Source organism: Phenylobacterium sp. (assembly GCF_019636135.1).
Lineage (GTDB): Bacteria > Pseudomonadota > Alphaproteobacteria > Caulobacterales > Caulobacteraceae > Phenylobacterium.
In genome coordinates this window covers 66,864-90,778 of record NZ_JAHBYD010000005.1, presented here as the reverse complement: position 1 = coordinate 90,778, position 23,915 = coordinate 66,864, and the positions used below count along the sequence as shown (strand labels likewise).

Annotated in this window: 28 protein-coding genes and 1 pseudogene; 2 read left to right on the top strand and 27 right to left on the bottom strand. The window is 67.0% G+C overall.

Annotated features, from left to right (window positions below):
- Window positions 1-6: 6 nt before the first annotated feature.
- From KF737_RS05135 to KF737_RS05020, 25 genes and pseudogenes are all read right to left on the bottom strand, one after another.
- Window positions 7-288, bottom strand: coding sequence for a VirB3 family type IV secretion system protein (locus KF737_RS05135; RefSeq protein WP_296451014.1), 282 nt, complete (start codon window positions 286-288; stop codon window positions 7-9).
- On the bottom strand, window positions 288-620 hold the full coding sequence (locus tag KF737_RS05130) for a TrbC/VirB2 family protein (protein WP_296451012.1): 333 nt from the start codon (window positions 618-620) through the stop codon (window positions 288-290). Before KF737_RS05130 ends, KF737_RS05135 begins: the two co-directional genes overlap by 1 nt.
- Complete coding sequence (gene trbB / locus KF737_RS05125) at window positions 617-1,552, bottom strand: P-type conjugative transfer ATPase TrbB (protein ID WP_367273209.1); 936 nt, start codon at window positions 1,550-1,552, stop codon at window positions 617-619. The genes KF737_RS05130 and trbB overlap by 4 nt, the downstream gene beginning before the upstream one ends.
- 220 nt (window positions 1,553-1,772) lie before the next feature.
- Window positions 1,773-2,207, bottom strand: a complete 435-nt coding sequence (locus KF737_RS05120; RefSeq protein ID WP_296451009.1) for a CopG family transcriptional regulator — start codon at window positions 2,205-2,207, stop codon at window positions 1,773-1,775.
- A 12-nt stretch (window positions 2,208-2,219) separates the two neighbouring features.
- Window positions 2,220-4,205, bottom strand: a complete 1,986-nt coding sequence (locus tag KF737_RS05115) for a conjugal transfer protein TraG (RefSeq protein WP_296451007.1) — start codon at window positions 4,203-4,205, stop codon at window positions 2,220-2,222.
- Window positions 4,206-4,230: 25 nt separating this feature from the next.
- The gene (locus KF737_RS05110) at window positions 4,231-5,970 is read right to left on the bottom strand and encodes a VirD2 family relaxase/mobilization nuclease (protein WP_296451005.1); all 1,740 of its coding nucleotides are present in this window, start codon (window positions 5,968-5,970) and stop codon (window positions 4,231-4,233) included.
- A 244-nt stretch (window positions 5,971-6,214) separates the two neighbouring features.
- Window positions 6,215-6,979 (bottom strand): lytic transglycosylase domain-containing protein, encoded by a 765-nt coding sequence (locus KF737_RS05105; protein WP_296451004.1) that lies wholly within the window; start codon window positions 6,977-6,979, stop codon window positions 6,215-6,217.
- Window positions 6,980-6,982: 3 nt separating this feature from the next.
- On the bottom strand, window positions 6,983-7,330 hold the full coding sequence (locus tag KF737_RS05100; protein ID WP_296451002.1) for a DUF736 domain-containing protein: 348 nt from the start codon (window positions 7,328-7,330) through the stop codon (window positions 6,983-6,985).
- A gap of 45 nt (window positions 7,331-7,375) precedes the next feature.
- The gene (locus tag KF737_RS05095) at window positions 7,376-7,921 is read right to left on the bottom strand and encodes a S26 family signal peptidase (protein WP_296451000.1); all 546 of its coding nucleotides are present in this window, start codon (window positions 7,919-7,921) and stop codon (window positions 7,376-7,378) included.
- Window positions 7,918-8,427: a DUF2840 domain-containing protein gene (locus tag KF737_RS05090; RefSeq protein WP_296450997.1), complete on the bottom strand. Its 510-nt coding sequence runs from the start codon at window positions 8,425-8,427 to the stop codon at window positions 7,918-7,920. Before KF737_RS05090 ends, KF737_RS05095 begins: the two co-directional genes overlap by 4 nt.
- Window positions 8,424-8,678, bottom strand: coding sequence for a hypothetical protein (locus KF737_RS05085; protein WP_296450996.1), 255 nt, complete (start codon window positions 8,676-8,678; stop codon window positions 8,424-8,426). Before KF737_RS05085 ends, KF737_RS05090 begins: the two co-directional genes overlap by 4 nt.
- Complete coding sequence (gene parA, locus KF737_RS05080; protein WP_296450994.1) at window positions 8,675-9,313, bottom strand: ParA family partition ATPase; 639 nt, start codon at window positions 9,311-9,313, stop codon at window positions 8,675-8,677. Before parA ends, KF737_RS05085 begins: the two co-directional genes overlap by 4 nt.
- Before the next feature lie 208 nt (window positions 9,314-9,521).
- Entirely contained in the window at window positions 9,522-10,406 is an 885-nt protein-coding gene (locus KF737_RS05075) for a replication initiator protein A (protein ID WP_296450992.1), read from the bottom strand.
- Between the two features lie 9 nt (window positions 10,407-10,415).
- A complete protein-coding gene (locus tag KF737_RS05070; protein WP_296450990.1) occupies window positions 10,416-10,700 on the bottom strand; it encodes a helix-turn-helix domain-containing protein in 285 nt (94 codons plus the stop codon).
- Between the two features lie 127 nt (window positions 10,701-10,827).
- The gene (locus KF737_RS05065) at window positions 10,828-11,439 is read right to left on the bottom strand and encodes a DUF2285 domain-containing protein (protein ID WP_296450989.1); all 612 of its coding nucleotides are present in this window, start codon (window positions 11,437-11,439) and stop codon (window positions 10,828-10,830) included.
- Between the two features lie 13 nt (window positions 11,440-11,452).
- Window positions 11,453-11,593: pseudogene (locus KF737_RS22445) on the bottom strand (DUF6499 domain-containing protein); the annotation flags it as partial.
- 117 nt (window positions 11,594-11,710) lie between these two features.
- The gene (locus KF737_RS05060) at window positions 11,711-11,974 is read right to left on the bottom strand and encodes a DUF2285 domain-containing protein (protein ID WP_296450988.1); all 264 of its coding nucleotides are present in this window, start codon (window positions 11,972-11,974) and stop codon (window positions 11,711-11,713) included.
- Window positions 11,975-12,094: 120 nt separating this feature from the next.
- Window positions 12,095-12,337, bottom strand: a complete 243-nt coding sequence (locus KF737_RS05055; protein WP_296450985.1) for a helix-turn-helix transcriptional regulator — start codon at window positions 12,335-12,337, stop codon at window positions 12,095-12,097.
- A gap of 185 nt (window positions 12,338-12,522) precedes the next feature.
- Window positions 12,523-12,849: a DUF736 domain-containing protein gene (locus tag KF737_RS05050; protein WP_296450984.1), complete on the bottom strand. Its 327-nt coding sequence runs from the start codon at window positions 12,847-12,849 to the stop codon at window positions 12,523-12,525.
- Between the two features lie 568 nt (window positions 12,850-13,417).
- Window positions 13,418-13,858 (bottom strand): hypothetical protein, encoded by a 441-nt coding sequence (locus KF737_RS05045; RefSeq protein WP_296450982.1) that lies wholly within the window; start codon window positions 13,856-13,858, stop codon window positions 13,418-13,420.
- Window positions 13,859-14,519: 661 nt separating this feature from the next.
- Window positions 14,520-14,921 (bottom strand): DUF1398 domain-containing protein, encoded by a 402-nt coding sequence (locus tag KF737_RS05040; RefSeq protein ID WP_296450980.1) that lies wholly within the window; start codon window positions 14,919-14,921, stop codon window positions 14,520-14,522.
- 43 nt (window positions 14,922-14,964) lie between these two features.
- A complete protein-coding gene (locus KF737_RS05035) occupies window positions 14,965-15,417 on the bottom strand; it encodes a MarR family transcriptional regulator (RefSeq protein ID WP_296450978.1) in 453 nt (150 codons plus the stop codon).
- Window positions 15,418-15,584: 167 nt separating this feature from the next.
- Window positions 15,585-16,508, bottom strand: coding sequence for a DUF2493 domain-containing protein (locus KF737_RS05030; protein ID WP_296451256.1), 924 nt, complete (start codon window positions 16,506-16,508; stop codon window positions 15,585-15,587).
- A 315-nt stretch (window positions 16,509-16,823) separates the two neighbouring features.
- On the bottom strand, window positions 16,824-17,861 hold the full coding sequence (locus tag KF737_RS05025; protein WP_296450976.1) for a toprim domain-containing protein: 1,038 nt from the start codon (window positions 17,859-17,861) through the stop codon (window positions 16,824-16,826).
- On the bottom strand, window positions 17,861-22,183 hold the full coding sequence (locus KF737_RS05020; RefSeq protein WP_296450974.1) for a strawberry notch family protein: 4,323 nt from the start codon (window positions 22,181-22,183) through the stop codon (window positions 17,861-17,863). Before KF737_RS05020 ends, KF737_RS05025 begins: the two co-directional genes overlap by 1 nt.
- Window positions 22,184-22,296: 113 nt before the next feature.
- On the opposite strand from KF737_RS05020, the gene KF737_RS05015 reads away from it, so the two are divergent.
- Window positions 22,297-22,767: a hypothetical protein gene (locus KF737_RS05015; protein ID WP_296450972.1), complete on the top strand. Its 471-nt coding sequence runs from the start codon at window positions 22,297-22,299 to the stop codon at window positions 22,765-22,767.
- 80 nt (window positions 22,768-22,847) lie between these two features.
- Window positions 22,848-23,237, top strand: a complete 390-nt coding sequence (locus KF737_RS05010) for a hypothetical protein (protein WP_296450971.1) — start codon at window positions 22,848-22,850, stop codon at window positions 23,235-23,237.
- A gap of 10 nt (window positions 23,238-23,247) precedes the next feature.
- On the opposite strand, the gene KF737_RS05005 is transcribed toward KF737_RS05010, so the two are convergent.
- Both KF737_RS05005 and KF737_RS05000 read right to left on the bottom strand, forming a co-directional pair.
- Window positions 23,248-23,472, bottom strand: coding sequence for a DUF6117 family protein (locus tag KF737_RS05005; RefSeq protein WP_296450969.1), 225 nt, complete (start codon window positions 23,470-23,472; stop codon window positions 23,248-23,250).
- On the bottom strand, window positions 23,469-23,882 hold the full coding sequence (locus KF737_RS05000; protein WP_296450967.1) for a hypothetical protein: 414 nt from the start codon (window positions 23,880-23,882) through the stop codon (window positions 23,469-23,471). The genes KF737_RS05005 and KF737_RS05000 overlap by 4 nt, the downstream gene beginning before the upstream one ends.
- Window positions 23,883-23,915: the final 33 nt, after the last annotated feature.

The window sequence follows — 23,915 nt, the reverse complement described above, 5'->3', positions numbered from 1 at the left end:
ACGCCCTCAGACCGCGAGATAGGCGGGGATGCGCAGATGCCGACGTCCGACATCGACGAACTGCGGATCGCGCTTGGCGGCCCAGACGGCGGCGAAATGGCCGATGGCCCACAGCGCCAGCCCGACCAGCCAGAGGCGCAGGCCGAGACCGAGCGCGGCGGCGAGCGTGCCGTTGAGGATGGCGATCGAGCGCGGCGCGCCGCCGAGCAGGATGTGTTCGGTCAGCGCCCGATGGACGGGCACCGAGAAGCCCGGGACTTCGGTGCCGTGGTCCACACCTCCCACCATCAGACGAGCGCCCCGCCGCCGAACGAGAAGAAGGACAGGAAGAAGCTCGATGCCGCGAAGGCGATCGAGAGGCCGAAGACGATCTGGATCAGCCGCCGGAAACCGCCCGAGGTGTCGCCGAAGGCGAGCGTCAGGCCGGTGACGATGATGATGATCACCGCGATGATCTTGGCGACAGGGCCCTCGATCGACTCCAGAATCGACTGGAGCGGCGCCTCCCAGGGCATGGACGAGCCGGAGGCGTGGGCGGCCGGCGCGAGCGCCAGGCTGATGAAGGTGACCGACGCCGCCGTGGCGACGTGTCGGCGGATACGCAAGGCATGTCGGATCATGACGGATCTCCTTGGTCGGGCTGCTGGATGGTGGTGACGCGGTAATCGCCGTCGGGGCCGAGCCCTTCGATGCGTGCGAGTTCGGCGAGGCGGCGCGCGTTGCCGCGGCCGGACAGCACCGCCACGAGGTCGATGGTCTCGGCGATCAGTGCGCGGGGCACGGTGACGACGGCTTCCTGGATGAGCTGCTCGAGACGGCGCAGCGCGCCGATCGCGGTGCCGGCGTGGATGGTGCCGACGCCGCCGGGATGCCCGGTCCCCCAAGCCTTGAGCAGGTCGAGCGCCTCGCTGCCGCGCACCTCGCCGATCGGGATACGATCGGGGCGCAGGCGCAGCGACGAGCGGACGAGGTCGGACAAGGTCGCGACGCCGTCCTTGGTGCGCATCGCGACGAGGTTCGGCGCGGCGCATTGCAGCTCGCGCGTATCCTCGATCAGCACGACGCGGTCGGAGGTCTTGGACACCTCGGCCAGCAGGGCGTTGGTGAGCGTGGTCTTGCCGGTCGAGGTGCCGCCGGCGACGAGGATGTTGCGGCGCTGCGCAACGGCGGTGCGCAGGGCGTCGGCCTGGCCGGCGGCCATGATGCCGGCGGCGACATAGTCGTCGAGGGTGAAGACGGCGACGGCCGGCTTGCGGATCGCGAAGGCGGGCGCGGCTACCACGGGCGGCAGCAGGCCCTCGAACCGCTCTCCTGTTTCCGGCAGCTCGGCTGAGACGCGCGGCGCGCCGGCATGGACTTCGGCGCCGACATGATGCGCGACCAGACGGATGATGCGTTCGCCATCCGCCGGCGAGAGCCGCTGGTCGGTCTCGCATAACCCTTCGGACAGTCGGTCGACCCAGAGCCGCCCATCGGGGTTGAGCATCACCTCGACGATCGCGGGGTCTTCCAGAAAGCCGGCGATCGCAGGGCCCAGCGCGGTGCGAAGCATGCGCGCGCCGCGAAGGATCGCCTCGGATTTCTGGTGGGGGTTTGCCACGTCGTCCCCGTTCTCTTGCGGGCGCGCCCGATGCGCGGCCCTGGATCGGGGTCAAGTAGAAGAGGCAGAATTCAGTGTATTACAACAACCACAATATGGTCGTCGTACTGTGGCGTACAAAGACAGGGAAACGGCGGAGCTGCCGAATACTTGTGATGCGCTGGGCGGGTGATTATTCCGCGTCGCGCGTGGGGTCGATGTCCTCGGATATCTCCTGGCGCAGCTTCGGCCCGCTGGCGAGTCGCCGGCCGAGCGCCGCCACGAAGGCGGCGTAGCGTTCGGCAGCCTTGGCGCGCGCCGCCTGCGCCGCAGCTTCGGGCAAGGCCGGCGTGGTGTTGAACCAGAAGCGCACGAAGATGGCGAGCGTCTCGACGGCGATGCCGACATCGCGCTCCATGCGGGTCATGCGTCGGTCGAGCTGGTCGAGGCGCTTGGCGATGGCGGCCTCCTGGCGTTCGGCGGCATCGGGCGACAAGAACGAGGCGATGCCCGCCTCGGCGACGAGCGAGAGCGACAAATCGCGACGGGCGGCATGGAGCGCCAGCGCCTTCATCACCTCGGGCTCCAGATAGACGGACAGCCGCTGCTTCCTGGGCGGTTTCGACATGGGCTCCCTCCTTTACAGCTCGATGCCGTCGCCCGGATCGAGCGAGGCCTGACGGGCGACCTGGCGCATGGTGTCGCGCAGGCGGCTGTTGCGGGCGACGTCCTCTTCCGGCTCGTCGACCGGATCGATTTCGAACTCGTTGTCGATCGCCGGCTTCTTCTCGGGCTGCTCCGCGCGGCTCAACTCGGGCTGGTGACGGCGTTCGGAGTCCGTGGTGTCCTCGTCCTCCGCGGGCTTGGTGGCGACGGGCTCGGCGAGGATCGGCGCGGGCGGCGGCGCCAGCGCGCTCCAGTCGTCGGGGAGAGGTTTCTTAGGCTTTGTCAGCGCCGGCGGCGGGAGAACCCGCTCCTGAAACCTTCCATCCTCGAAATACCGGGCCTTTTTCGCGCGGATTGGCGGCGTGCCGGCGACCATGACGATCTCGTCGGTAGGCGGAAGCTGCATCACCTCGCCGGGGGTCAGCAACGGCCGGGCGGTCTCGGACCGCGACACCATCATGTGCCCGAGCCACGGAGACAGCCGGTGGCCGGCATAGTTCTTCATTGCTCGCATCTCGGTGGCGGTGCCGAGGGCGTCGGAGACGCGCTTGGCGGTCCGCTCGTCATTGGTCGCGAAGCTGACGCGGACATGGCAGTTGTCGAGGATCGAGTTGTTCGGTCCGTAGGCCTTTTCGATCTGATTGAGGGACTGGGCGATGAGGAAGCTCTTCAGCCCGTAGCCGGCCATGAAGGCGAGCGCGGATTCGAAGAAGTCGAGCCGGCCGAGCGCCGGGAACTCGTCGAGCATCAGCAGCAAACGATGGCGATGCCCCTTGGCCTGCAGGTCCTCAGTGAGCCGCCGCCCGATCTGGTTGAGGATCAGGCGGATCAGCGGTTTGGTGCGGTTGATGTCGGAGGGCGGCACCACGAGGTAGAGCGTTGTCGGATGCTTGCCGCCGACAATGTCGCCGATCCGCCAGTCGCAGCGTCGCGTCACCTCGGCGACGACAGGATCGCGATAGAGCCCGAGGAACGACATGGCGGTGGAGAGCACGCCCGACCGCTCATTGTCCGATTTGTTCAGCAGCTCGCGCGCGGCGCTGGCGATCACCGGGTGCGGTCCCGCTTCACCGAGATGCGCCGTCTTCATCATCGCGGCCAGTGTCGACTCGATCGGGCGCTTCGGATCGGAGAGGAAGGCCGCGACGCCGGCCAGCGTCTTGTCCTTCTCGGTGTAAAGGACATGCAGGATGGCGCCGACCAGCAAGGCGTGGCTGGTCTTCTCCCAGTGGTTCCGCTTCTCGAGGCTGCCTTCCGGGTCGACCAGGATGTCGGCGATATTCTGAACGTCGCGGACCTCCCACTCGCCGCGACGGACCTCGAGCAGCGGATTGTAGGCGGCCGACTTGACGTTGGTCGGGTCGAACAGCAGGATGCGACCATGGTGGGAGCGGAAGCCGGCGGTGAGCTGCCAGTTTTCGCCCTTGATGTCATGGACGATGGCCGAGCCGGGCCAGGTCAGAAGCGAGGGCACGACCAGGCCGACGCCTTTGCCGGAGCGGGTCGGTGCGAAACACAGCACATGCTCGGGACCGTCGTGACGCAGATAGTCGCCATCGAGCTTGCCGAGGACGACACCATCGGCGCCGAGGAGTCCGGCCGCCTTCACCTCGTCGGGCCGGGCCCAGCGCGCCGAGCCATAGGTCTCGACGTTCTTCGCCTCGCGCGCCCGCCACATCGACATGCCGATCGCGACCGCGATCGAGATGAAGCCGCCGGACGCGGCGATATAGGCGCCCTCGACAAAGATCGGCGGCGCATAGGCGTCGTAGAAATACCACCACCAGAAAAAGGTCGGCGGGTAATAGATCGGCCAGCCGGCGATCTCGAACCAGGGCGGACCGAGCTGCGGCTGGAAGCCCAGCCGCCATGCCGTCCACTGTGTCGCAGCCCAGGTCGTCAGCAGCACGATCACGAAGACGGTGAGGATCTGGCCCCAGAGGATTTTCGTCGCGGACATGGCATGGCTCCTTGTCTGTTGGGGGCTAAAGACCGAGGCCGCGCTTGCGCCCAAAGCTCCAGTCGACCCCGCCATCATTGCGGGCGACGCCTGAGACATGCTGGCCGAGCTGGCGTTCAAGCGAGGGCGTCCAGGGCACGAGCTGGAAGCCGAGGCCGTCGTCGATCATGGCGAAGCGACCGGAGGCGAGCGCGAAGCGCTGGCGATAGGTTCCGGCGACATAAGCCCCTGCACCGGCCTTGCTGAACGGTCGTCCGGTCTCGGCCGTGACCCGCTCGGCTAGCGCGTCCAGTTCGCGCTGGCGCAACGTGTCGATCAGGTTGCGGGAGAAGATGACGCTGCGGCCCTGGCGTTCGGCGAGGCGCTGTTCGATCAGATGCTCGGCGCGCCGGTCCATGGCGTCGCGGACTTCGGCGCCGAACCCGCCGCCGCCGAGCGCCGCCGGTTCGCGCGCGATCGCCTGCCGGTCGAGCCAGGTGGCGCCGGTCGCGGTGACCTGGGCGGCGATGTCGAGATCGGAGCGGACGGCGAGTGCGACGCGGCGTTGGCCGCGGGCATCGTCGAAGCGGCGTAGTTCGACGATCGAACCCGGTGCGCTGTCGCCGGCCGCGTCGAGGTCGGGCAGCCTGATGTGGTGGGTGCGTCCATCGACGCCATCGACCACGGCATAGGCCGTGCCCTTCAGTTCGTCATCGAGGCCGCGCTCGACCAGGCGGCCGACGATCGGATCGTCGATGCTCTCGGCGGCGAGCACATAGCTGGCCGCGCCCCGCTCGATCCCGCGCTCGGTCAGGCCGCGGTGGATGCGCTTGATGATGTCGCCGCGCTCACCCAACTCGCGCAACGTCGCCTCGGCGGTCTCGGATATCGTCCATTGGCCGGGACCGATTTCGTCGGCGAGGCCGAGCCGTTCCAGCTTGCGCAGCCGCCCGACCTTCAGGGCATGGAATTCGTCGGGCCGGCGGTCGGGATGCGGCGCGAGGTCGACGATGCCGGTGCGATAGCTGTCGCGGGCAAGCTGACGATCGAGATCGGTCCAGCGCTCGGTCTCGATCTGCCGCTCCAGACCGCGGCGGATGTCGAGGTCGGTGCGCGGCCCCAATTCCTGGGTGATGAGATCGCGCGCCCGGTCGCGCATGCCTTCCTTGATATAGTCGCGCGAGATGACGAGGTTCTCGCCGTCGTCGCGGACGCCGCGCACGATCAGATGGACATGGGGATGCTCGGTGTTCCAATGATCGACGGCCGCCCAGTCGAGCGAAGTGCCGAGATCCTTCTCCATCTGGCTGACCAGATCGCGGGTGAAGCCGCGCAGGTCCGACATCTCCAGGGCGTCGTCCGGCGAGACGATGAAGCGGAAATGATGGCGGTCATCCTCGCAGCGGCCGGCGAAATCCTTCGCGTCCACTTCCTCGCCACCCGGACCGAACAGGTGCGCCTTTTCCCCATCCCGGGTGACGCCCTCGCGGCGCAGATAATTGAGATGAGTGCCGAGCGGCGCATTGCGTCCGCCGTGGCGGACCACGCGCGCCTTGATGACTGCGCCGCGTGACCGGGCGGTGAGCAGGCGGTTGGCCTGCACGGCTGCGCGCTGCCCACGGCCGAAGCGCGAGCGGTTGCCGGGGCCGATCCTTCCCTTGCGGGAGAGGGAGCCGCCGGCCTTGTGCGCGGCGGCCAGCGCCTGGGCGATGAAGGGTCTGGCGGACTGCGCGCGGGTGGAGCGGATGCGCCCGGGCCGGATGCGGAAATCGTCTTCGCCGCTCATGGCTGGCGCCCCGCACATCGCGCGAAGTCCCTGAGATTCTTGAACAGACGCGGATAGCGCACCTCACGCCGAACAGGCGCACATCGCGCAATCGCGCGGTAACTCCTTGAAAAACCACAACCGCCCCAAGCCGCACATCGCGGCCCTTTATCCTGCCATCGTGCGGTTGTGATTCCCGTGCCTCCCCACGCTCCCGCCTTTCCCGCGCTGGAGCCCGCCATGGTGCGATCCTGTGCGAACGCGGTCATCGCGGCCCCGCAGGCGAAGAGCGACCGATGAAGAGGCCGCCGGTTTGCGGGCCGGCCGGCTCGGGCGCGCCTTCCGGCAGCGGCGCGGATGGCGCAGCCGACGCGCCCTCATGCTGCGGCCGATCTGCGGCCGAACCGCCATCGGCCTGCACGATGAAGAGCGGTGCGCGCGTCCAGGCGAGTGGGTCGGCGGCGGCGACCGTGACGGGAGACGGCATGTCGGACCCGCCGATGACCGGCACGAGCATGGCGACATAGGCGCGCGTTTCGGCCGGAAGTGAACGGCGGCGATCGCGATAATCCTCATAGCGACCGGGACCGGCATTGTAGGCCGCCAGGAAGCCCGGAGAGCCGTAGCGGTCGTGCATTTCGCGCAGATAGGCCGCGCCGGCCAGGATGTTGTCGCGCGGATCGTAGGGATTGGCGCCGAGCGCGTATCGGGCGCGCATTTCCGCCCAGGTGGCCGGCATGATCTGCATCAGGCCCATGGCGCCCTTGGGCGAGACCGCGCGCACGTCGCCGCGACTTTCGACGCGCATGACGGCGCGAATCCACAGCTCGGGAATGCCGAACCGACGCGCGGCTTCGGTGACGAAGCCTGCATAGGGATCGGCGGTCGCGGTGTGCGCCGGAGGCATCGCCTGCGCGCTGGCGGGCGACGCCGGGAGCGCTGCCGCAGACAGGCCAGAAAGGAGAAGGGGGACCGTCAGCCGGGCGGCGGGAAACCGCCCGGTGACAGCGCGCGAGCGACGGGACGGCATGGGTCAGTCCCGGTCGCCGCGCCTGGGCGGCCGGTTCCAGTGCAGCCCCCAGGCCGATTTGTCGTCGGCGGACTGGAAGAGGTTGGCGCGGATCGGCTGCGGGAAAGTCGGATCGTCGAACTGCAGCGAGATATAGTCACCGGCCTTTTCGCCGGTCCGCTTCCAGCCTGCGCCGATCTCCGCGCCGGTTTCGTTGTTCATGCCGTCGAAGACGTGAACACGATAATCCGGCGCGTTCTCGGCATCCGATGGCTCTGCGGGAAAGATGATGATGTCCTGTTGCAGGGCGAGCGTCTGCAAATTGCCGATGAAGCCGGACTCGTCGCGTGTGAATTGACCGATCAGGGACATGATTGCCTCCATGGAATTGCGGTGAGGATGGACATGGGCGCGCCGTCACAGCGTCGGCGCGCGCCAGACGAAGCGGCCATCGCCGTCCTCGTCGGTGTAGAGAGGGATCGCCCGGCCGATGACGGCGGAGGCCGGAAGCGGGCCGAAATAGCGGCCGTCCAGGCTGTCGCCGACCTGCCAGTTCATCAGGAACAGCTCGCCCTCGGCGACGAGGCGACAGCCCTGCCACACGGGCAACGGACGGCCGAGACGATCGCGCGCGAGCGCATCGCCCATCGGCACGGCGTCGACCGTAATGGCGAGGCCCCGCCGACAGACCCGCTGTCCCGGCAGGGCGGCGATGCGCTTCATCAGCGGCACGTCGCGTCCGATATAGCCGCGCTCGACCAGGAAACTGTCGAGAGGCTCGGGCGCGCGGATCGCGACGAGATCGGTGATGTCCGGGAAGCGTTCCGGCTGGATGGCGTAGAGGCCGATCGGCGCGCTGGCCGACGCATTCCAGATGAGCCTGGGCGCGAAGGAGACGACCGACATGACGCCGAACAGCGAGACGGCGGCGGTCGTGGCGATGGCGTAGCCGAGGCGGATCATGCGCCGGTCCTCCGCGCGAGGAGGAAAGCGCGATGCCGGTCGGGCGAATAGCGACGCGGCGTCTCGCCGGCTGTCAGGCGGTTGTGGACGTGCCGCCAATGGTCGGGCGAGACCTCGGCGGGATCGATGCCATCGGCCTCGATGGCGTCGATCCGCTCCAGCATGCGGGCGACCTTCGGCCAGCCATCCACGCGCAGCAGAATGTCACCACCGGGCGTTACGGTGGGGACGCTCTGGCAGGGATCGCCGGGCCGCACGGCGCGCAGGATGTCGAGCCGCGATAACACGGTGCCGTGTTCGTTCGCGGCCCAGCGCACCAGGGCGAAAATCGTGCCGGGAGCGAAGAACAGGATGCGGCGGCGACGGTCAAGGATCTGCTCGCGGACCTCGCGTCCGAAGCGGATCCAATGCTCGGTCTGCTTCTCGATCCAGACGAGTTCGACGGCGGTGAGATCGGCGATCGCCGTGGCTGCACCCGAGGCCAGCGGAGCGGCGGAGCCGATCATTGGCTGTCTCCCGGCGCGGATGGGAATTCGCGCGCGAACAGGGCGCGCAGCATGTCGGCGACGGTCTGGCCGCGCTGGAAGGCGGCGATCTTGATGCGGCCGCGCATGTCGGCGGTGACGTCGATGGTGAGTCGCGCCGAGAAATCCTCGGCCGGCGACGGTCTGTCGGTCGAACGCTCGGGCGTCCTGATCCAGCTTTCGGCATCACCGGGACGGGCGGCGAAGCCGCGTTTCGGGGACCGCGCGTTCATGGTGCGATCCCTTCAACCGCGTCGGCGAGCGCAGCGATCTCGGCGGCCGCCAGCGCGGCATGATCGAGTTCGGAGACGAGCCGACCGCCCTGCGCGGCCTCGGCGAAGGCAACGCGCTGGCCGATCTTGGCTGCCAGCACGGGTGGATCGTGATCGGCGAGCGCCTCGGCAGTCTCACGCGCGATCACCGTGCGGGCCGCGCAGCGGTTCAGCACGAAACGCGCGGCGAGACCGGGACGATAGATGCGCGCCTCGCTGAGCAGAGCCAGCATCTCGGCCGAGGCCCAGCCGTCGAGCGGCGACGGCTGCACCGGGATCAGCACGAGGTCGGCGGCGAGAAGCGCCGAGCGCATCAGGCCGGCGACACGCGGGGGGCCGTCGATGACGACGTGGTCGGCGTCGCGGGCCAGCTCCGGCGCTTCGCGATGCAGCGTATCGCGCGCCAGGCCGACGACACCGAACAGCCGCTCCAGCCCCTCCCGGCTGCGCTGCTGCGACCAGTCGAGGGCTGATCCTTGCGGGTCGGCGTCGATGAGAGTGACGCGCTTGCCATTGCGCGCCCATTCGCCAGCGAGGTGCAGCGCGAGCGTCGTCTTGCCGACGCCGCCCTTCTGGTTGAGCAGGGCGACGATCATGACCGTCTCCCGGCAATCGGGGACTCGTCCACAGCAGCCGAAAAGCGCGCTCGCGTTAGAAAGATTCCGTAGGAATCTAGGTTAGAGACGTTACGGGGGCCGCAAGCGCCTGATTCAGAAAGCTGAATCGGCGATTTTGGTCCCCGATAGCACGAGACTCCGGTCCCCGATGGCACGATAGTGCCGGTCCCTGATAGCACGAGGCGATTCACAGCTTATCCCCAGGCTGGCGGTTGGCGCGGCGACGACGGCGTGGTGTCCCGAAGGGGATCGGATCGGTCGGCGCGAAAGTGAGGATGTCGGGGCCATTGGCGCACGGCTGGATGGTCAGCCGGTAACCCGGTAACGGCTGGCGGCGAACGATCTCGCGCAGGTCGTAGGCGAAATGCTTGAGCGGCGAGAGGCTACCCGACTTGGCGTGGAGATGGGCGAAGTCGAAGCTCCAGCCATATTCCTGCTTGCCGCCGTGCTTGCGCACCAGGCGGTAGAGCCAGCGCTCCAGCCCGCCGGTCAGGCTGAAATAGTCCCGGTCGATGGTGAGGACGAGCGCGTCGTCCAGTACCGCGCCGTAGAACCAGTCGGGCACGATGAGTTCGAGGCCGAGCGGCCGACCACGATGGTCGGCGCGCTCCTTCCACTCGTTGATCCAGGAGAAGCGGTGCATGCGCCGTTCGGTCGGCTGACGGATGGAGGTCGCCACCGTCGTCGACTGGAGCCGGTCGAGCGCCGCTTTCAGGCGGTCGTAATCGCGCAAGGAAACGCCGCGACCGATGAAGTTCAGGATTTCGTAGGGGGTGGTCGCCATCAGGCGCGACGGGCGCAGGCCGAGATCGCGCGCCTCGACGATCTGCGAGGCGACCCAGATCAGGATGTCCGCGTCCCAGATGGTCGCCATGCCGTGGTCGGCCACGGCCTCGACGCGGATGACGATGGAGCCGGCCTTGAAGTCGATCGGCGCCAGGCGCTTCGATTTGGCGAGCGAGAAGAAGGGATAGGCCATGAGGTCCTGCGCGTCGCGCGGCGCCAGGTCGCCGGGCAGCGCCCGGAACAGATCGAGCTGCGCGCGCTCGCTATGATGTCGGCCGGGCGACACGAGCCGTCCTCAGCGCGGGAAGCGACCGCCGGCACTGGCGGAAGCGGATGGCTGGCGCTTGGCGGGCGGCACCGTGCCGCCGCGCGGATCGGAGGTCGAAGTGACGAGCCCGCGATCCGCCCAAGTCTGAAGGTCGTCGACGGAATAGACGACGCGCCCGCCGAGCTTACGGTAAGTCGGCCCGGTGCCGTAGGTGCGGTGCTTTTCGAGGGTGCGCTCGGACAGGCCGAGGAAGCGCGCTGCCTCCTGCGTCCTCAGATAGCGTGGCGGTAGAATGGCGGCTTTTTCGGCCATGATCGAACCTCCGTGGTCTCGCGGGATGCCGCTGGGAAAAAGCGGCGGGTTGCGAGCACGGTGGCGCGAAGACGGCGCCTTCCACGATGTCGAAGTTAGGAGAATAAGATCGACACCCTGTCGGGTGTCAGCGGTCCCGGCGCGCCCGGCGAAGCAGACTGCGATAGCCGCCGCGCACGAGTTTGAGTCCGTCGCGCACCAGGCGGATGGTGGTCTCGCGGATCGCGGTCCCGACCCAGGCGGCGGACTCAACGTCGTGGTGAGGGAAAAGGCCTTCGGCAATAGCGCGATAGGTGGCGCCGGTGGCGCGGGCATCGACGGCGCGGAGCATATGCCGCGCGCGTTGGCGGCGCTGATCGGTCATGCGCGGATCGGGCGGCACAGGCTTGCCGGCTATCGCACTCCAGAAGCGCGACAGAGCAATGAGGCGGTCCGGCGTCAGGTCGTCGAGCATCACCACGGCGGCGAGCGCAGGGCTGCCACCGACGTTGTCGAACGCTATGTCGTAGGGTTCACGCTGTACGGCGATCCTGACCAGCGTCGGATCATGCTCGACAAGGACGCCGGCGCGCAGATCATCGGGGCGGATTCCGATCCCTTCGGTTGGCGTCGGTCCCGGCGCGAGAGTGAGAACAGCGGGATCGACTTGCGACGTCCAGAAGATCGGTCGGATGAGACCGGAGCAATTGGGATCGGCCGCGAAATCGCAACCCCCATCGATTTGCGAAGTCTTGCGCAACGTCTTCAGTCAGCCGACCGGCTGCGACGAGGTCGCGATAGGCCCTTAGGTAATCGGGATTTCGTCGCAGGAATTCCCATGCCAAATCGCTCGGCGACAGTTTGTCGATATATTCATAGGCGCTTTCAGAGCGCCAGATTCTTTCTTCGGACATCCTCCACTGCCTCCCGCAATGTTTTGCAACGCGAGTTATGCAGCAGATACGATTCCCGGTTGAACGGGACGTGGGAAGCACGAAGTGCTTGGACCGTGATACGGTTTCTGCATCACCTCAATGCAAGCGCCCCTGGAGCAACTCGCAGAAGCCGCTCCGCGTCATCCACTTGGCGCGATCGAGATGGGCGCTATAAATCTGTTGGGCGCGAGCTTCGTCATGGGCGGCGTCGAGATCGAAGAGAACCTTGACCACCTCTCGCCAATCCGCGCCCGCGGCATCAGCGTCGAGCAGTCGTACATAAAGCTTCAGGTGCGCGTGGTCGTAGGCGGTCAATGCCGCACCGCCCGGTGGCTGATCGAGAAAATCGGCCTTGGTCACAACGTCCCCTGGCGACGAGATGTATCCATTCTGGAGTAGATTGTTAACGCTGATTTGATCGTCATCATGACGCAAGAGGCAGAAGCGCGAAGTCGTGGCGTTGCCGCGGTATTTCGAAACTCACGCGTCCTTCTTGGCATCGACCAACAGCACTCCCTTGCCCTGGTCGGAATTCAGGAAGACGATGCCCGCTCGTTCGAAGGCTCGCCGAACCTCATCGCGCGTCGTCTCGTAAACCTCCAACCCACTATGGGATTCGAGGCGCTTGAGAGCGGTTAATGAGACCCGGGCCTTGTCAGCGAGCGTCTCCTGCGTCCAACCCAGCAACGCGCGTGCGGCCCGAGATTGTCGGGCGGTGATCATGCATGATCACCTCCCACACGGACCTACGCGCACGCCAAAACTACGACTATAATAGTCGCTTTCGGCTGTCCGTTCCAGTATTTTACGCCTCCTGGAAACTGCTTGCGGCGATCGGTGCCACTGACTGATTCGGTCGTTCTGGGAGTCGAAGGCCCCGGCCTTCCGGCCGGGGCCTCGCGCGGGCTTCAGTCGCCGCGCCGCCCGTTGGGGCGGGACCAGATCAGCGAGAAGCCTTCGCCGTCCTCGTCATCGAAGAGGTTGGCGTAGATCGGAGCGTTGAAGCTCGGATCGTCGAGCTTGAGGCCCAGATAGTCGCGGCCCTCGTTGGAGCGCTTGGACCAGGCGGCGCCGATCTCGGCGCGGCCGACCAGGACCCGGTGGCTGGGGGCATTCTCGCCGGTGGCGCGGGTGTCGGGAACGATGCGCACGCCCTTGGCCTGGACGCTGAGGGTGACAATTTCGCCGGTGAACTCGTTCGAGCCGGTCTTCTTGAAGGTGCCGATGGTCGCCATGATAAGTCTCCGTTTTCCGTATTCGAGCCCGCACCATGCGGCCTCGATGGCGATCGGCGGGCCGGAGGCGAGCGACGCCACATCGCTTGCGACCGCAGCGCAGCGGAGGATGGCGCAGGCGCGACTTTGTTGTTTCGCGAGGAATGACGGCGCAGCCGGCAGGGGAAGAAAGTCGAGACCAGCCGTTGTGGCTCAGGCGCTCGAGGCGAAGCCGGCCTTCGGCCAGATCAGGCCATTGGAGAGGCCGTTTGGTGCGCTCGATCCACGGTCAGACAACGGAGACGATGGCGGCTCTTCGCAACGCAAGGACGGCCCGGACACGCTCACCGGCATCGTTCCCCCGCCCCCTGCCGGGCAACGCCATGTCCACCGCACTGACACCGGCGAGAATGCCTTAACAGCATGTCCAGAGCCATGCGCCGATACGCCGCCGTCAACGTCTTGCGCCACCATGGCTGCACCTGGGGGTCAGGCTCGATGATCCCCGCACAGCAGGCCGACAAGTCCCATGTCCGACGAGGGGTGGCAGATTCCAGCCGCTATTCTGGTTCGCCTGGGCAACGTCGTGTCAGACCCGCGCGAGATCCCGGCCGGCGGGACCTTCGGCCGCCATGCCTGCGATGCGGATGAAGGCGGTGATGCCGATCGCAATCGCCCCGATGACTGAAAACACGATCTGGCAGGTCTCGGACGGCATGAGATGCTTGACGATGCCGTGGGTGGCATGAAAGCCCGCCACGGCCGCTGGCGCGACGAAGGCGATGGCGACGATGAGCTTGAGCCACATCGGGCGGACGAAGGCGATCAGCAGTTGACCGACCGCGAGCGTCGCCGCGGCGGCGACGATGCCGACCAGAATGGCGCCGGCTATACCGGCTCCGGTTCCGTGGGCCCAGGCGCCGGCGCTCACGCCGACAAAGGCTGGCAGCGCGAAGACGGCCAGAGTGAACAGCAGCCAGCAGAGCAGGCCGATGGCGGCGACAGAAGCAAGAACGGCGAGAATGATCATGGTGGTGTCTCCGTGAGAAGGGTCTGACGGTCGCGCCCTCCACCACCACCACGGCGCGCCCGAACTATAGCTGAAAATCGGCCGCGCCGGGAGCGGCAACCGCATGCGGTTGCCGCTCGGGCCGACCGGATCGCCCCGGTCATGGGGCGAAAGGGTCGATCTCATGGACGATCGCGGCCGTGTCGCCATCATATTCGCTGGCGGGTGTCACCGAGAGGGTGCCGTCGCCGGCCTGGAAGATGACGATGGCGGCCATCAGCGTTGTAGCGAGGCTGAAGGCGAAGGCGTGAGCGTCGTTAAGGGACATTGCTGGGCTCCTGCTGGAGCGGGGGACCATCCCCCGCCGACAGGCGCCCGATGTGTTCGGCCGTGGACTGCAATCACCGCGAAGGCGCAGCCGCAGCGGCGGCATGCTCGCATAGCCGACCCTTTATGGGTTGATGGCGACAAGTCTGCGGCTGGACCAAGGATCAGCGCAGAAAGGCGGAGGTCGTTCTCGCGTCAGGAGACCTGCTCATCGGCCTCAATGCTTGTTCTCTTCGGCATTCGCACTGTGTCGGCCGGGGTGATTTCAGCTATGGCGCACCTGCCCCAAGGCTCGCCCGCATAAACCCGGTGCCAAGCCCGAGGCAGTCGCTGATCCGCCCCACGACACGCCCGGTTACTTGGGGAAGTGCTCGACATGGGTCTCGGCGGTGCGCCCGAAATAGACGACACGTCGGCCGAGGAACGAGACGAGATATCCCGCGCAACCGGCCGCCTTCGCCTTCTCGCAGAAGGCGACATAGCTGTAGTCGGCAGGATTGGCCTGCGCCCACCGCACCAGACGTTCGACTTCGGCGGCATCGAAGTTGGCGGCGACGCTTCCGGCATAGGGATGCATTTCCAGCACGACACTGTCACCGTCCGGCAGATAGAAAGCCTGGGCGTTGCGGCGATAGTCCACCGTGTAGCCTTCGAAGCCGGCGGCGATCAGCTTCCCGACGAATTCCGGGAAGCTGAGGCTGTTGTCGTGAGCACCCTCCTGGCAGGCCTTGGCAATAGAAATCCGTTCCGCGTCCATGGCGGTTTCCTTTCATGCTGATATTGATCGGGTCCGGTGGCGGTCAGTCCACCGGGGTCGTCTTGAGCCCGCGCCTTGCGGCGAGGGCCTGCAGGATGCGGTCGAGCGTCTCGTGCTCGTCCTTCTTCAGAACACCGAAGAACTCGGCGTCATTCTCGTCGGCGAGCGCGGCCATGACCGGAACCTTGGCCCGCCCTTCCCCCGTCAGCGATAGGCTATGCGCGCGTTTGTCCTGCGAGTTCTCCGTCCGCACGATCAACCCCTTCGCCAGCAGCCGCTCCGCCAGCTTGCTGATCGCGCCCTTGGTCATGCCCATTCTGTCGGCCAGGAGCGACGGAGGCGTAGGATCATGGTCGAAGAGTGCTCGCAAGAATGACCACTCCGCGACGGTGACGCCTTCTCCCGCCACCTTCCGCGCGAATTCCTGCGACACGGCGTTCGACACCATTCGCATCCAGAATCCCGTGTGTGCGGTCAGCTCCGAGGTCGAGGCCACAGGTTCTCCTTTCGTTGACTAGGAAACTAGACAGATTCAGTTTCCTAGTCAACTATAATCTGGTGTTGCGATTTTCGCGAGCGCAGGTCGGGAAGGACGGACCCGAATTGAAGGCGGGCGAGCGGAGAGGCATGGAGCCAAGGTCTGGCTCCAGTTCTCGACGGCGCTCAGGCGCCGCCGAACTTCCAGACCGGGATGCCGAGCTTGCGGGCCTTGTCTGCAAGGTTGTCGTTGATGCCGGTGCCGGGGAAGTGCATCACGCCCTTCGGCACGATCTCCAGCATCTGGTCGTTGCGCTTGAACGGCGCGGCCCGGCCGTGCTTGGTCCAGTCGGGGGCGAAGCCGATCTGCGGCACGTCGCGGTTCTTCGCCCAGAGCGAGGCGATCTTTTCGGCGCCCTTCGGCGACTTGCCATGGACCAGCACCATGTCGGGGTGTTTCTCATGCACCTGGTCGAGCTTGGCCCAGATGAGCCGGTGATCGTCGAAGTCGAGCCCGCCGGTGACGACGATCTTCGGGCCGGGAGGAAGGAGAACTTCCTGCTCGGCGCGCTTCTTCGCCATCAGGAAATCGCGGCTGTCGATCATCGCCGAGGTCAGATTGCGATGGTTGACCTTCGATCCGCTGCGCGGAAGCCACGGCTTGCCGATCTGGCGCTCGTAGTGTTCGGCGGCTTGGTCGCGCATCAGTTCGAAAGCGGCCTGGCGTTCGATGAGCGTCTGACCCTCGGCGATCTGGCGCTCGAGTTCGACCGACTTCACCTCGCTGCCGTCCTGTTCCCGCTGGGAGCGCTTCTGCGCCTGCTCATTGTCGTCCAGCTCGCGGGCGATCCGGTCGCTGGCCCGGTGGAAAACATTCACGGTCGACCAGAGGAGATCGTCGAGGTCGGGTTCGAGGCGGGTATCCTCCAGCGTCCCGATCAGGGCGTCGAAGATGTCGGCGACGGTGCCCGCGACCGCGTTGCCGTCCGGAAGAAGCCGCTGGTCGGGTTCGTCGGCGAAGGGGCGATAGCCGTGAAGCTGCAATTCGTTGAGGACATGGTCGGTGGGTGAGGATTCGTGATGCGGTTCGAAGTCGTCGTGCCTGTTCATGGGAGGCTCCATCGTCTGGACCGCGACCGTCGCGGCCTTCATGGCGACGAAGCCCACCGGCGGGACGGCCAAGCACCCGAAGCGAAGCGGGAGGGCCGGAGCGTCAGCGGAGGATGGCGAAGGCCGGCTATTTTGCCTCGCGATGGAAAGCGGCCTTCAGGCCGCGCCGGAAAATAGTCGGCCGCAGCCATTGCCGGGACGGCCCGACTGTGGGCCGATCGCCCTCTCGAAGGCCGAGGCGCGGTCCTCTGCGATGGAACGGGGCCTCCGAACGGGCACGGCGGCGCTCCACCGCCGCGCTCTTCCTCTCCCGGCTTATGCCGCCAGCGCCATGTAGCGCGCCACGTCCTGCGGCCCGATCTGCATCCGGGTGAGGCTGCGCAGGTGGTCGATGCCGAGCGTGCGCAGATCCTCGTTGAAGTCGTCCAGTTCGGGGGAGATGACGATCGCCTCGATGCCGGCCGCGTTCGCCCGCTCGATCAGACTGTCGCGCGCCCCGTCACCGGCCGGATCGTCGTCGCGCAGGATGTAGAGCCGCCGCAGCGTGTCCGGCAACAGGATGGCGGCAAGATGGGCCGCCGAGAGCGCCGCCAGCATCGGCATGTCGGGCAAGACCTGCCGGATGGACAGAACCGTTTCGATGCCTTCGCCCGCCGCCATTACCTCGCCGCCATGGCCGAAGCGGACAGCATTGCCGAGAAGGTCGCCCATCGCCCGGCGCGGGGTGTCGATCGGCGCCTTGTCCTGCGTGCGCGGATCGAGCCAGGTGCGATGAGCCCCGGTGATATGACCGGCAAGGTCTGTGACGGCGGCGATCATCGCCGGCCAGATCTCGGTCGGCGAATGCTCGTCGGGTCGATAATAACAGCGCGGGTGGAAATGCAGGTTTGCGGTTCCGCGTAAATCCGTAATGCCGCGTTTGCGCAGATACAATTGCACGAGCGTGCCGCCGATCGGTTGCGACATATGGACGAGACGCCGCGCTGCCTCGGGTGATCCGTGCGGCGCGGGTGTCCGACGCTGCGCTGCGTGCGGCTCCGGTTCTGGCGGCGGCATGCTGAGGAAGGTGCGCGCCTCGTCCGCGACATCCTTGAAATCGATCAGGCCGCAGCTTTCGCGGATGATGTCGAGGAGATCACCATGTTCGCCGGTGGCGGCGTCGGTCCATTTGCCGGCCGGTCCCTTGGGCGAGTCCTTGAGCCGGACATACAGGGAGCGGCCCGGCGTGTTGCGCGCGTCGCCCACCAGCCAATAGCGGCCTTCGCGGCGTCCGCTGGAAAGATAATGCCGGCACACCGCCTCGGCCTGCCGGCCGAGACGCTGCACCAGATCGGATGCGTCCTGACGGGCCATCATCCTGCCTCCCGCTCGGCGATGCGCGCCACCGGATAGGTGTCGAGCACACGGGCGAGCACCGCCGGGCCGGCGGCGTCGGCGGGGACGAAGAAACGCAGCTTCCAGGAGATGATTTCGCTGAACAGGCCATAGGCGCGCAATCGCTCGCGCATGGCGTCGGTGAAGCCGGTCAATTCCAGACGATGGCCGCCCATCACGCGGACGCGGCGAAGCTGCAGGCTCTCGGCGAGGTCGAGGATGGCCGTGCCGTCCATCACGGCGGCGAAGGCCTGATCGGGGCAGAGCGACGGTGCGCCGGTCGTGATGGCGTTCGCCGCCCAAGCGGGCGAAACACGGCGGCCGATGATGCGCTCTCCGGCGTCGGTCTGGAGCCGATAGACCCGCGTCGACTCGTCCGGCAGGCGCTTCCAGATTGGCAGCAGCAGGCCGGCGACGATATGGATGGTGCTGTCGGCGAATTCCGGCACCTCGGCCAGTTCGGCGTTCCAGGCGGCAATGAACGCCTCCCGGTCGGCGTCCTCCCAGTGGCTCTCGTCCATCATGCGCAGCGGGGAATAGTGCTGCTCCATCGGCCGGATCAGGCAGACACGGCGCTCGATCTCGCCGTCGTCGAGCATCATCGACGGCGCCGGGACCTGCACGGCGGCGCGGTGCGACCGGGCGTTAACGAGCAGGCGAGCCCGTGGATCGGACAACTGGTCGAGCGCGGCGGCGAGACCGAGCGGCCGGTTGCGTTCGCGCCGGGTGATGGTGAGCAGCCGGGTTTCCGCGCCGGTCCCCGGATGGGTATGGATGATCTGGCTGTCGGCGACGACGAAGCTCTCGGCCTGGAGCGTCTCCAGCCCGACATCATAGACACCGGCACGGATGGCGCCGTCGACCTTGGCGGCGAGGAGCTGTTCGAAGGCGGTGAACAGGATGCCCTGAAGCTCGATCGTCAGCGCCAGCAGCCGGTTGAGGAAGGTGGTGATCGGTGGCAACTCGTCCTTGATGCCATTGTCGTCCGTCAGCTTCAGGCCCGTGGCGGTCTCGAAGCGGTCGAGCGGGCAGCCTTCGACCTTCCCGCGCACGAGCAGCAGGTAAAGTTGGCGCAGCGCGTCACGCGCATAGGCGCTTTCGAGATTGTCCTCGGGCCGGAACAGGCCCTGGCCACCGGTCTGGCGCTGGCCGCGCGTGATGGCGCCGAGCGTGTCGAGCCGGCGGGCGATGGTCGAAAGGAAGCGCTTCTCCGCCTTCACGTCGGTGGCGATCGGCCGGAACAGCGGCGGCTGCGCCTGATTGGTGCGGTTGGTGCGGCCGAGGCCCTGGATCGCGGCGTTGGCCTTCCAGCCCGGCTCCAGCAGATAATGGACGCGCAGACGCTGGTTCTTCGCGGCAAGGTCGGCGTGGTAGCTCCGACCAGTGCCACCGGCGTCCGAGAAGACGAGCACGCGCTTGTCGTCATCCATGAAGGCGGCGGTCTCGGCGAGATTGGCCGCGCCGGCGCGGGTCTCGACGGCGAAGCGCTCGCCCCTGCGGACGATGCGGCGGGAGCGGCCGGTGACCTCGGCGACCATGTCGGTGCCGAAGCGCTGGACGATCTGGTCGAGCGCACCGGGGACCGGCGGCAGCGAGGCGAGATGCTCGATCAGCTCGTCGCGGCGAGCGACTGCCTCGCGGCTCTCGACGGGCTGGCCATCCCGATAGACCGGGCGCGACGACAGATTGCCCTCGCTATCGGAGAACGGCTCATAGATCTGCACCGGGAAGGAATGAGCGAGATAGTCGAGGACGTATTCGCGCGGCGTGATGTCGACGCGCACGTCATTCCATTCCTCGGTCGGGATTTCGGCCAGGCGGCGTTCCATCAGCGCTGCGCCGGTCGAGACGATCTGGATGACTGCACTGTGCCCGTCGGCCAGGTCCTGCTCGATCGAGCGGACCAGTGTCGGCGTCTTCATGCTGGTGAGGAGATGGCCGAAGAAGCGCTGCTTGGCGGATTCGAACGCCGAGCGGGCCGCCGACTTCGCCTGCCGGTTCAGCGTGCCGTCGCTGCCGGTGATGTTGGCGGCCTGCATCGCCGCGTCGAGGTGGTTGTGGATGATGGCGAAGGCGCCGGCATAGGCGTCGTAGATGCGGGTCTGCTCGGGCGTGAGCTGATGTTCGACCAGCTCGTATTCGACGCCGTCATAGGAGAGCGACCGGGCGGTGTAGAGGCCGAGCGCGCGAAGATCGCGGGCGAGCACCTCCATGGCCGCGACGCCGCCATTGTCGACCCCCTCGACGAATTCGGCGCGGTTGGCGAAGGGGAACTCCTCACCGCCCCAAAGGCCGAGCCGCTGGGCATAGGCGAGATTGTGGACGGTGGTGGCGCCGGTGGCGGAGACATAGACCACGCGGGCGTTCGGGAGCGCGTGCTGGAGCCGGAGACCCGCACGGCCCTGCTGCGATGGGGCGACGTCGCCCCGTTCTCCCTTGCCGCCGCCAGCGTTCTGCATCGCGTGGGACTCGTCGAAAATGATCACTCCGTCGAAATCGGAGCCCAACCATTCGACGATCTGCTTGACGCGCGAAAGCTTCTCCCCGCGATCGTCGGACCGTAGCGTGGCATAGGTGGTGAATAGGACGCCTTCAGGCAGCCGGATCGCCGAGCCTTGCGGGAAGCGCGACAGGGGCGTGACCAGCAGGCGCTCCATGCCGAGCGCCGACCAGTCGCGCTGGGCGTCTTCGAGCAGCTTGTCGGACTTGGAGATCCAGACCGCCTTGCGCCGGCCCTGGAGCCAGTTGTCGAGGATGATGCCGGCCGACTGGCGGCCCTTGCCGGCGCCGGTGCCGTCGCCGAGCATGAAGCCTCGGCGGAAGCGGACGGCGTTCGGTGTATCGTCCGGCGCGGCGGTGACGAGGTCGCCGGTCTCGTCCACAGTCCAGGCGCCGGCGAGATAATCGCCATGGGCCTCGCCGGCATAGATCAGCGTTTCGAGCTGGGCGTCGGAGAGGACGCCCTCGGTGACGAGGCGTGGCGGCAACGTCGGACGGTAGCTCGGCTTCGGCGGCGCGACCGAAGCCATGGCGGCGGATTGCACGAGCTTGGTCGGGTGCGGCTGTGCGCCGTCGATCCGGATCGACTGGAGCGCATAGGGCTCATAGATCGCGTCCGAGAGTCGGCCTGCTTCAGGAGGGGTCCAGTCGATCGTCTCGTAGTCGAGCGGAACGCCCTCGAGCTGCGCGATATGGCGCTGCGGCGTCGTCTTGGCCGCGCGGGCGAAATATCCCCGCACTGTGCGCGGCGTAATCGAGGCTGGCGCTCGCTCGGGAAGCGAGACGGTCATCCGTGCCGGGAGGTGATGCTCCAGCCAGGTCAGGAGGGTCGCGACATCCGGGGCGACGCCCGCGGAATCAGGGAAGCGATCCGGCTGCTCGGCCGGCAGCTTGTCGATCACCGTCAGGCGCGTTTCGATGGTCGTGCCATGCTTGGCATAGACCGAGCCGGCGATCGCGGCGGTGAACACGACACGGCCGCGCCCTTGCAGGCGGACGAATGCGTCCCGCCAGGCCGGCTGTTCGGGAGAGAAGTTCGCGCCGGTGATAGCGACCAGGCGTCCGCCATCGGCCAGACGCGCGAGCGCCGACGCGATATGCCGATAGGCGGCGTCGGCCACCCGCCCGCTGACGTTCGCCATCACCGAGAATGGCGGGTTCATGATGACGACGCTCGGCGTGGCGGCCGGATCGAGATGGTCATCGATCTGGGCGGCGTCGAGGCGTGTGACGGGCACGGCCGGAAAGAGAGAGGCGAGAAGATCGGCGCGGGTCTCGGCTAGCTCGTTGAGGATGAGCGATGCGCCTGTGATCTCGGCAAGCACGCCAAGCAGCCCGGTGCCGGCGGACGGCTCCAGCACCCGGTCGGCCGAGGTCAATGTCGCCGCCGTCAGCGCGGCAAGGCCCAACGGGACGGGCGTTGAGAATTGCTGGAAGGCCTGCGCCTCCTCCGATCGGCGCGTATGCGTCGGCAACAGTCCGACGATCTTGGACAGCGCGGAGAGCCGTGAAGCCGGCGACCCGCCTTTGCGGAAAAGCGCCTTTCCATATTTACGCAGAAACAGGACGGTCGCGGCCTCGCAGGCGTCGTAGGCCGTCTTCCAGTCCCAGGCGCCGCTGGCGTCTGAGGCCCCGAACGCGGCCTCCATGGCGCTGCGCAGCATGGGGGCATCGACGGCTCGGCCCTGTTCGAGGTGGGAGAGGATGCGCTCGGCGGCGGCGAGAATCGCGGCGGCCGGCGACGCGGAGGAGCCAAGCTGAAGTGAAGCCGCCGGGGCGGCGGGGATCGGAGCGTGAAGCATGTGGGAGACCTCGGAGAGCGGATCGGGAACGAGCCGGACCGGCGCTCTCTCTCGACCGGACGGGCTCAAACCCGTCCCGGCCATCCTCTCGCTCTGTCGCTGAGGCAGCCCGGTTGGCCGCTCAATCTTCCGACGCCGTCGATGCGGCGCTAAAGTCCGTGGGAAAAGATGCCGCGTCGGGGCGCTTCAGCCACATCCGGCGCATCGACCGGAAGGGAGAGACGATGAAGGGAAGCGCGATCGGCATCGTGGGGGCGGCCTGCCTTTTGGTCGGATTTGGCGCGGGGTTCGCCCTGCGGCCGGTGATCTCACCCGTCACGGCATCGCCTGCCGTGGCTGCCGGCGTGGCTCAGCCGACTGAGGAAGAGGCGACCGCGGCGGTGCGGCGTCATCGCCTGTTCACGGGAACGTCGCTCTCCAACGCGACGCTGAAGCTCGGCGATTGCTCACCGGGCGGCGTCGGGCCGGGCGTGACCTGCATGACGCAGCTCGTCATGGATTCCACCAAGCCCAATGCAGCACCGCAGAACCGGCCGATCGGCTTTGCGCGGGTGAACGGGCAATGGGAAGTGGCGGTTTGGTAGAGGAACCGGACGGGAGTGACGAACCTCCGCCGCCGCGCGAGCGCGCGGCGGATGGGACAAGGGGCCACGACTATCTTGCGATGGCGGCCAGCTATGTGACGGCGGCGCAATGCCTCGCCAGCCGGGCCGAGAACGAATCCGCGCCGTTTCACATGCTGGTGGCGCATTCGCTTGAACTGTCGTTGAAGGCCATCCTCGCCCATGACGGACGGGATGAGGAATGGCTGATGATGACAGGCCATGATCTGGACCATTGCCATCGCGAGGCGCGTTCGATTGGTTTTTCGGGACAGGCGGATCGGGAATTGTCCGATCTCGTCCGGACGCTGGACCGCCCGCACGCCGATCAGCGCTTCCGCTATCCCGTGCTGTTCGGGAACAATCCCCGTCTGGTCGCCTCGGATACGGTGCAGGCCTTGAGAGTTCACCTGACCGATGTCGGTGCGTGGCTGTCGTTCGCGCGGCGCTGATCCGTCACCGTCATGTCGACGTCTCGGGCGGGAGATAGGTGTCGAACGGGTTGCCCTCGGCGAGATGGCCGAACGGGGTGAAGACATAGTCGTCGCGCTCGCGTCCTACGGCGCAGATGACGTAGCGCGGTTCGCCGGTCCCGGCGTCGGCGCATTCGATCAGCGCCAGATGGCCGTTCTCTGCTGCGCGCAGCAGAGTCTGGAAGTTGGCGCGGGCATGATCGGGAATGCTCATCGTCCGCCTCCCTCGGCGAGGTGATCCTCGAGCCAGCCATTGGTATAAGTCCAGGCGATCGTCTCGCCGGTGGCGAGATCGAGAACATGGGCGCCGCCGCCGAAGGCGTTGATGCGCGGTCGCGAGCAGGTGTTGGCGTATTGGAAACCCCAGCGGCCCGTCAGTTCGAACGCTTTCGCGCAGCGTTTGACGAATTGGATCAGGCGTTCGGGATCGCCGGTGACGTCGTCGCGCATCCACAGCATCGTGCCGCCGTGCTCGGGCTGGATCGACAGGTCGAAGCCGTCCGAGGGCGGGTCTTCCGAGGCGCCCTCCTCGGACAGGGCGTTGTAGAGATCGAGCGCGCGGGCGGCATTCTGCGGCGTGCCGACATCGAGCAGGCACGAGAAATGGGTGAAGTAATCGGCCATGTCAGGCTCCTGAAACGAAAAGAGCCCGGCGCG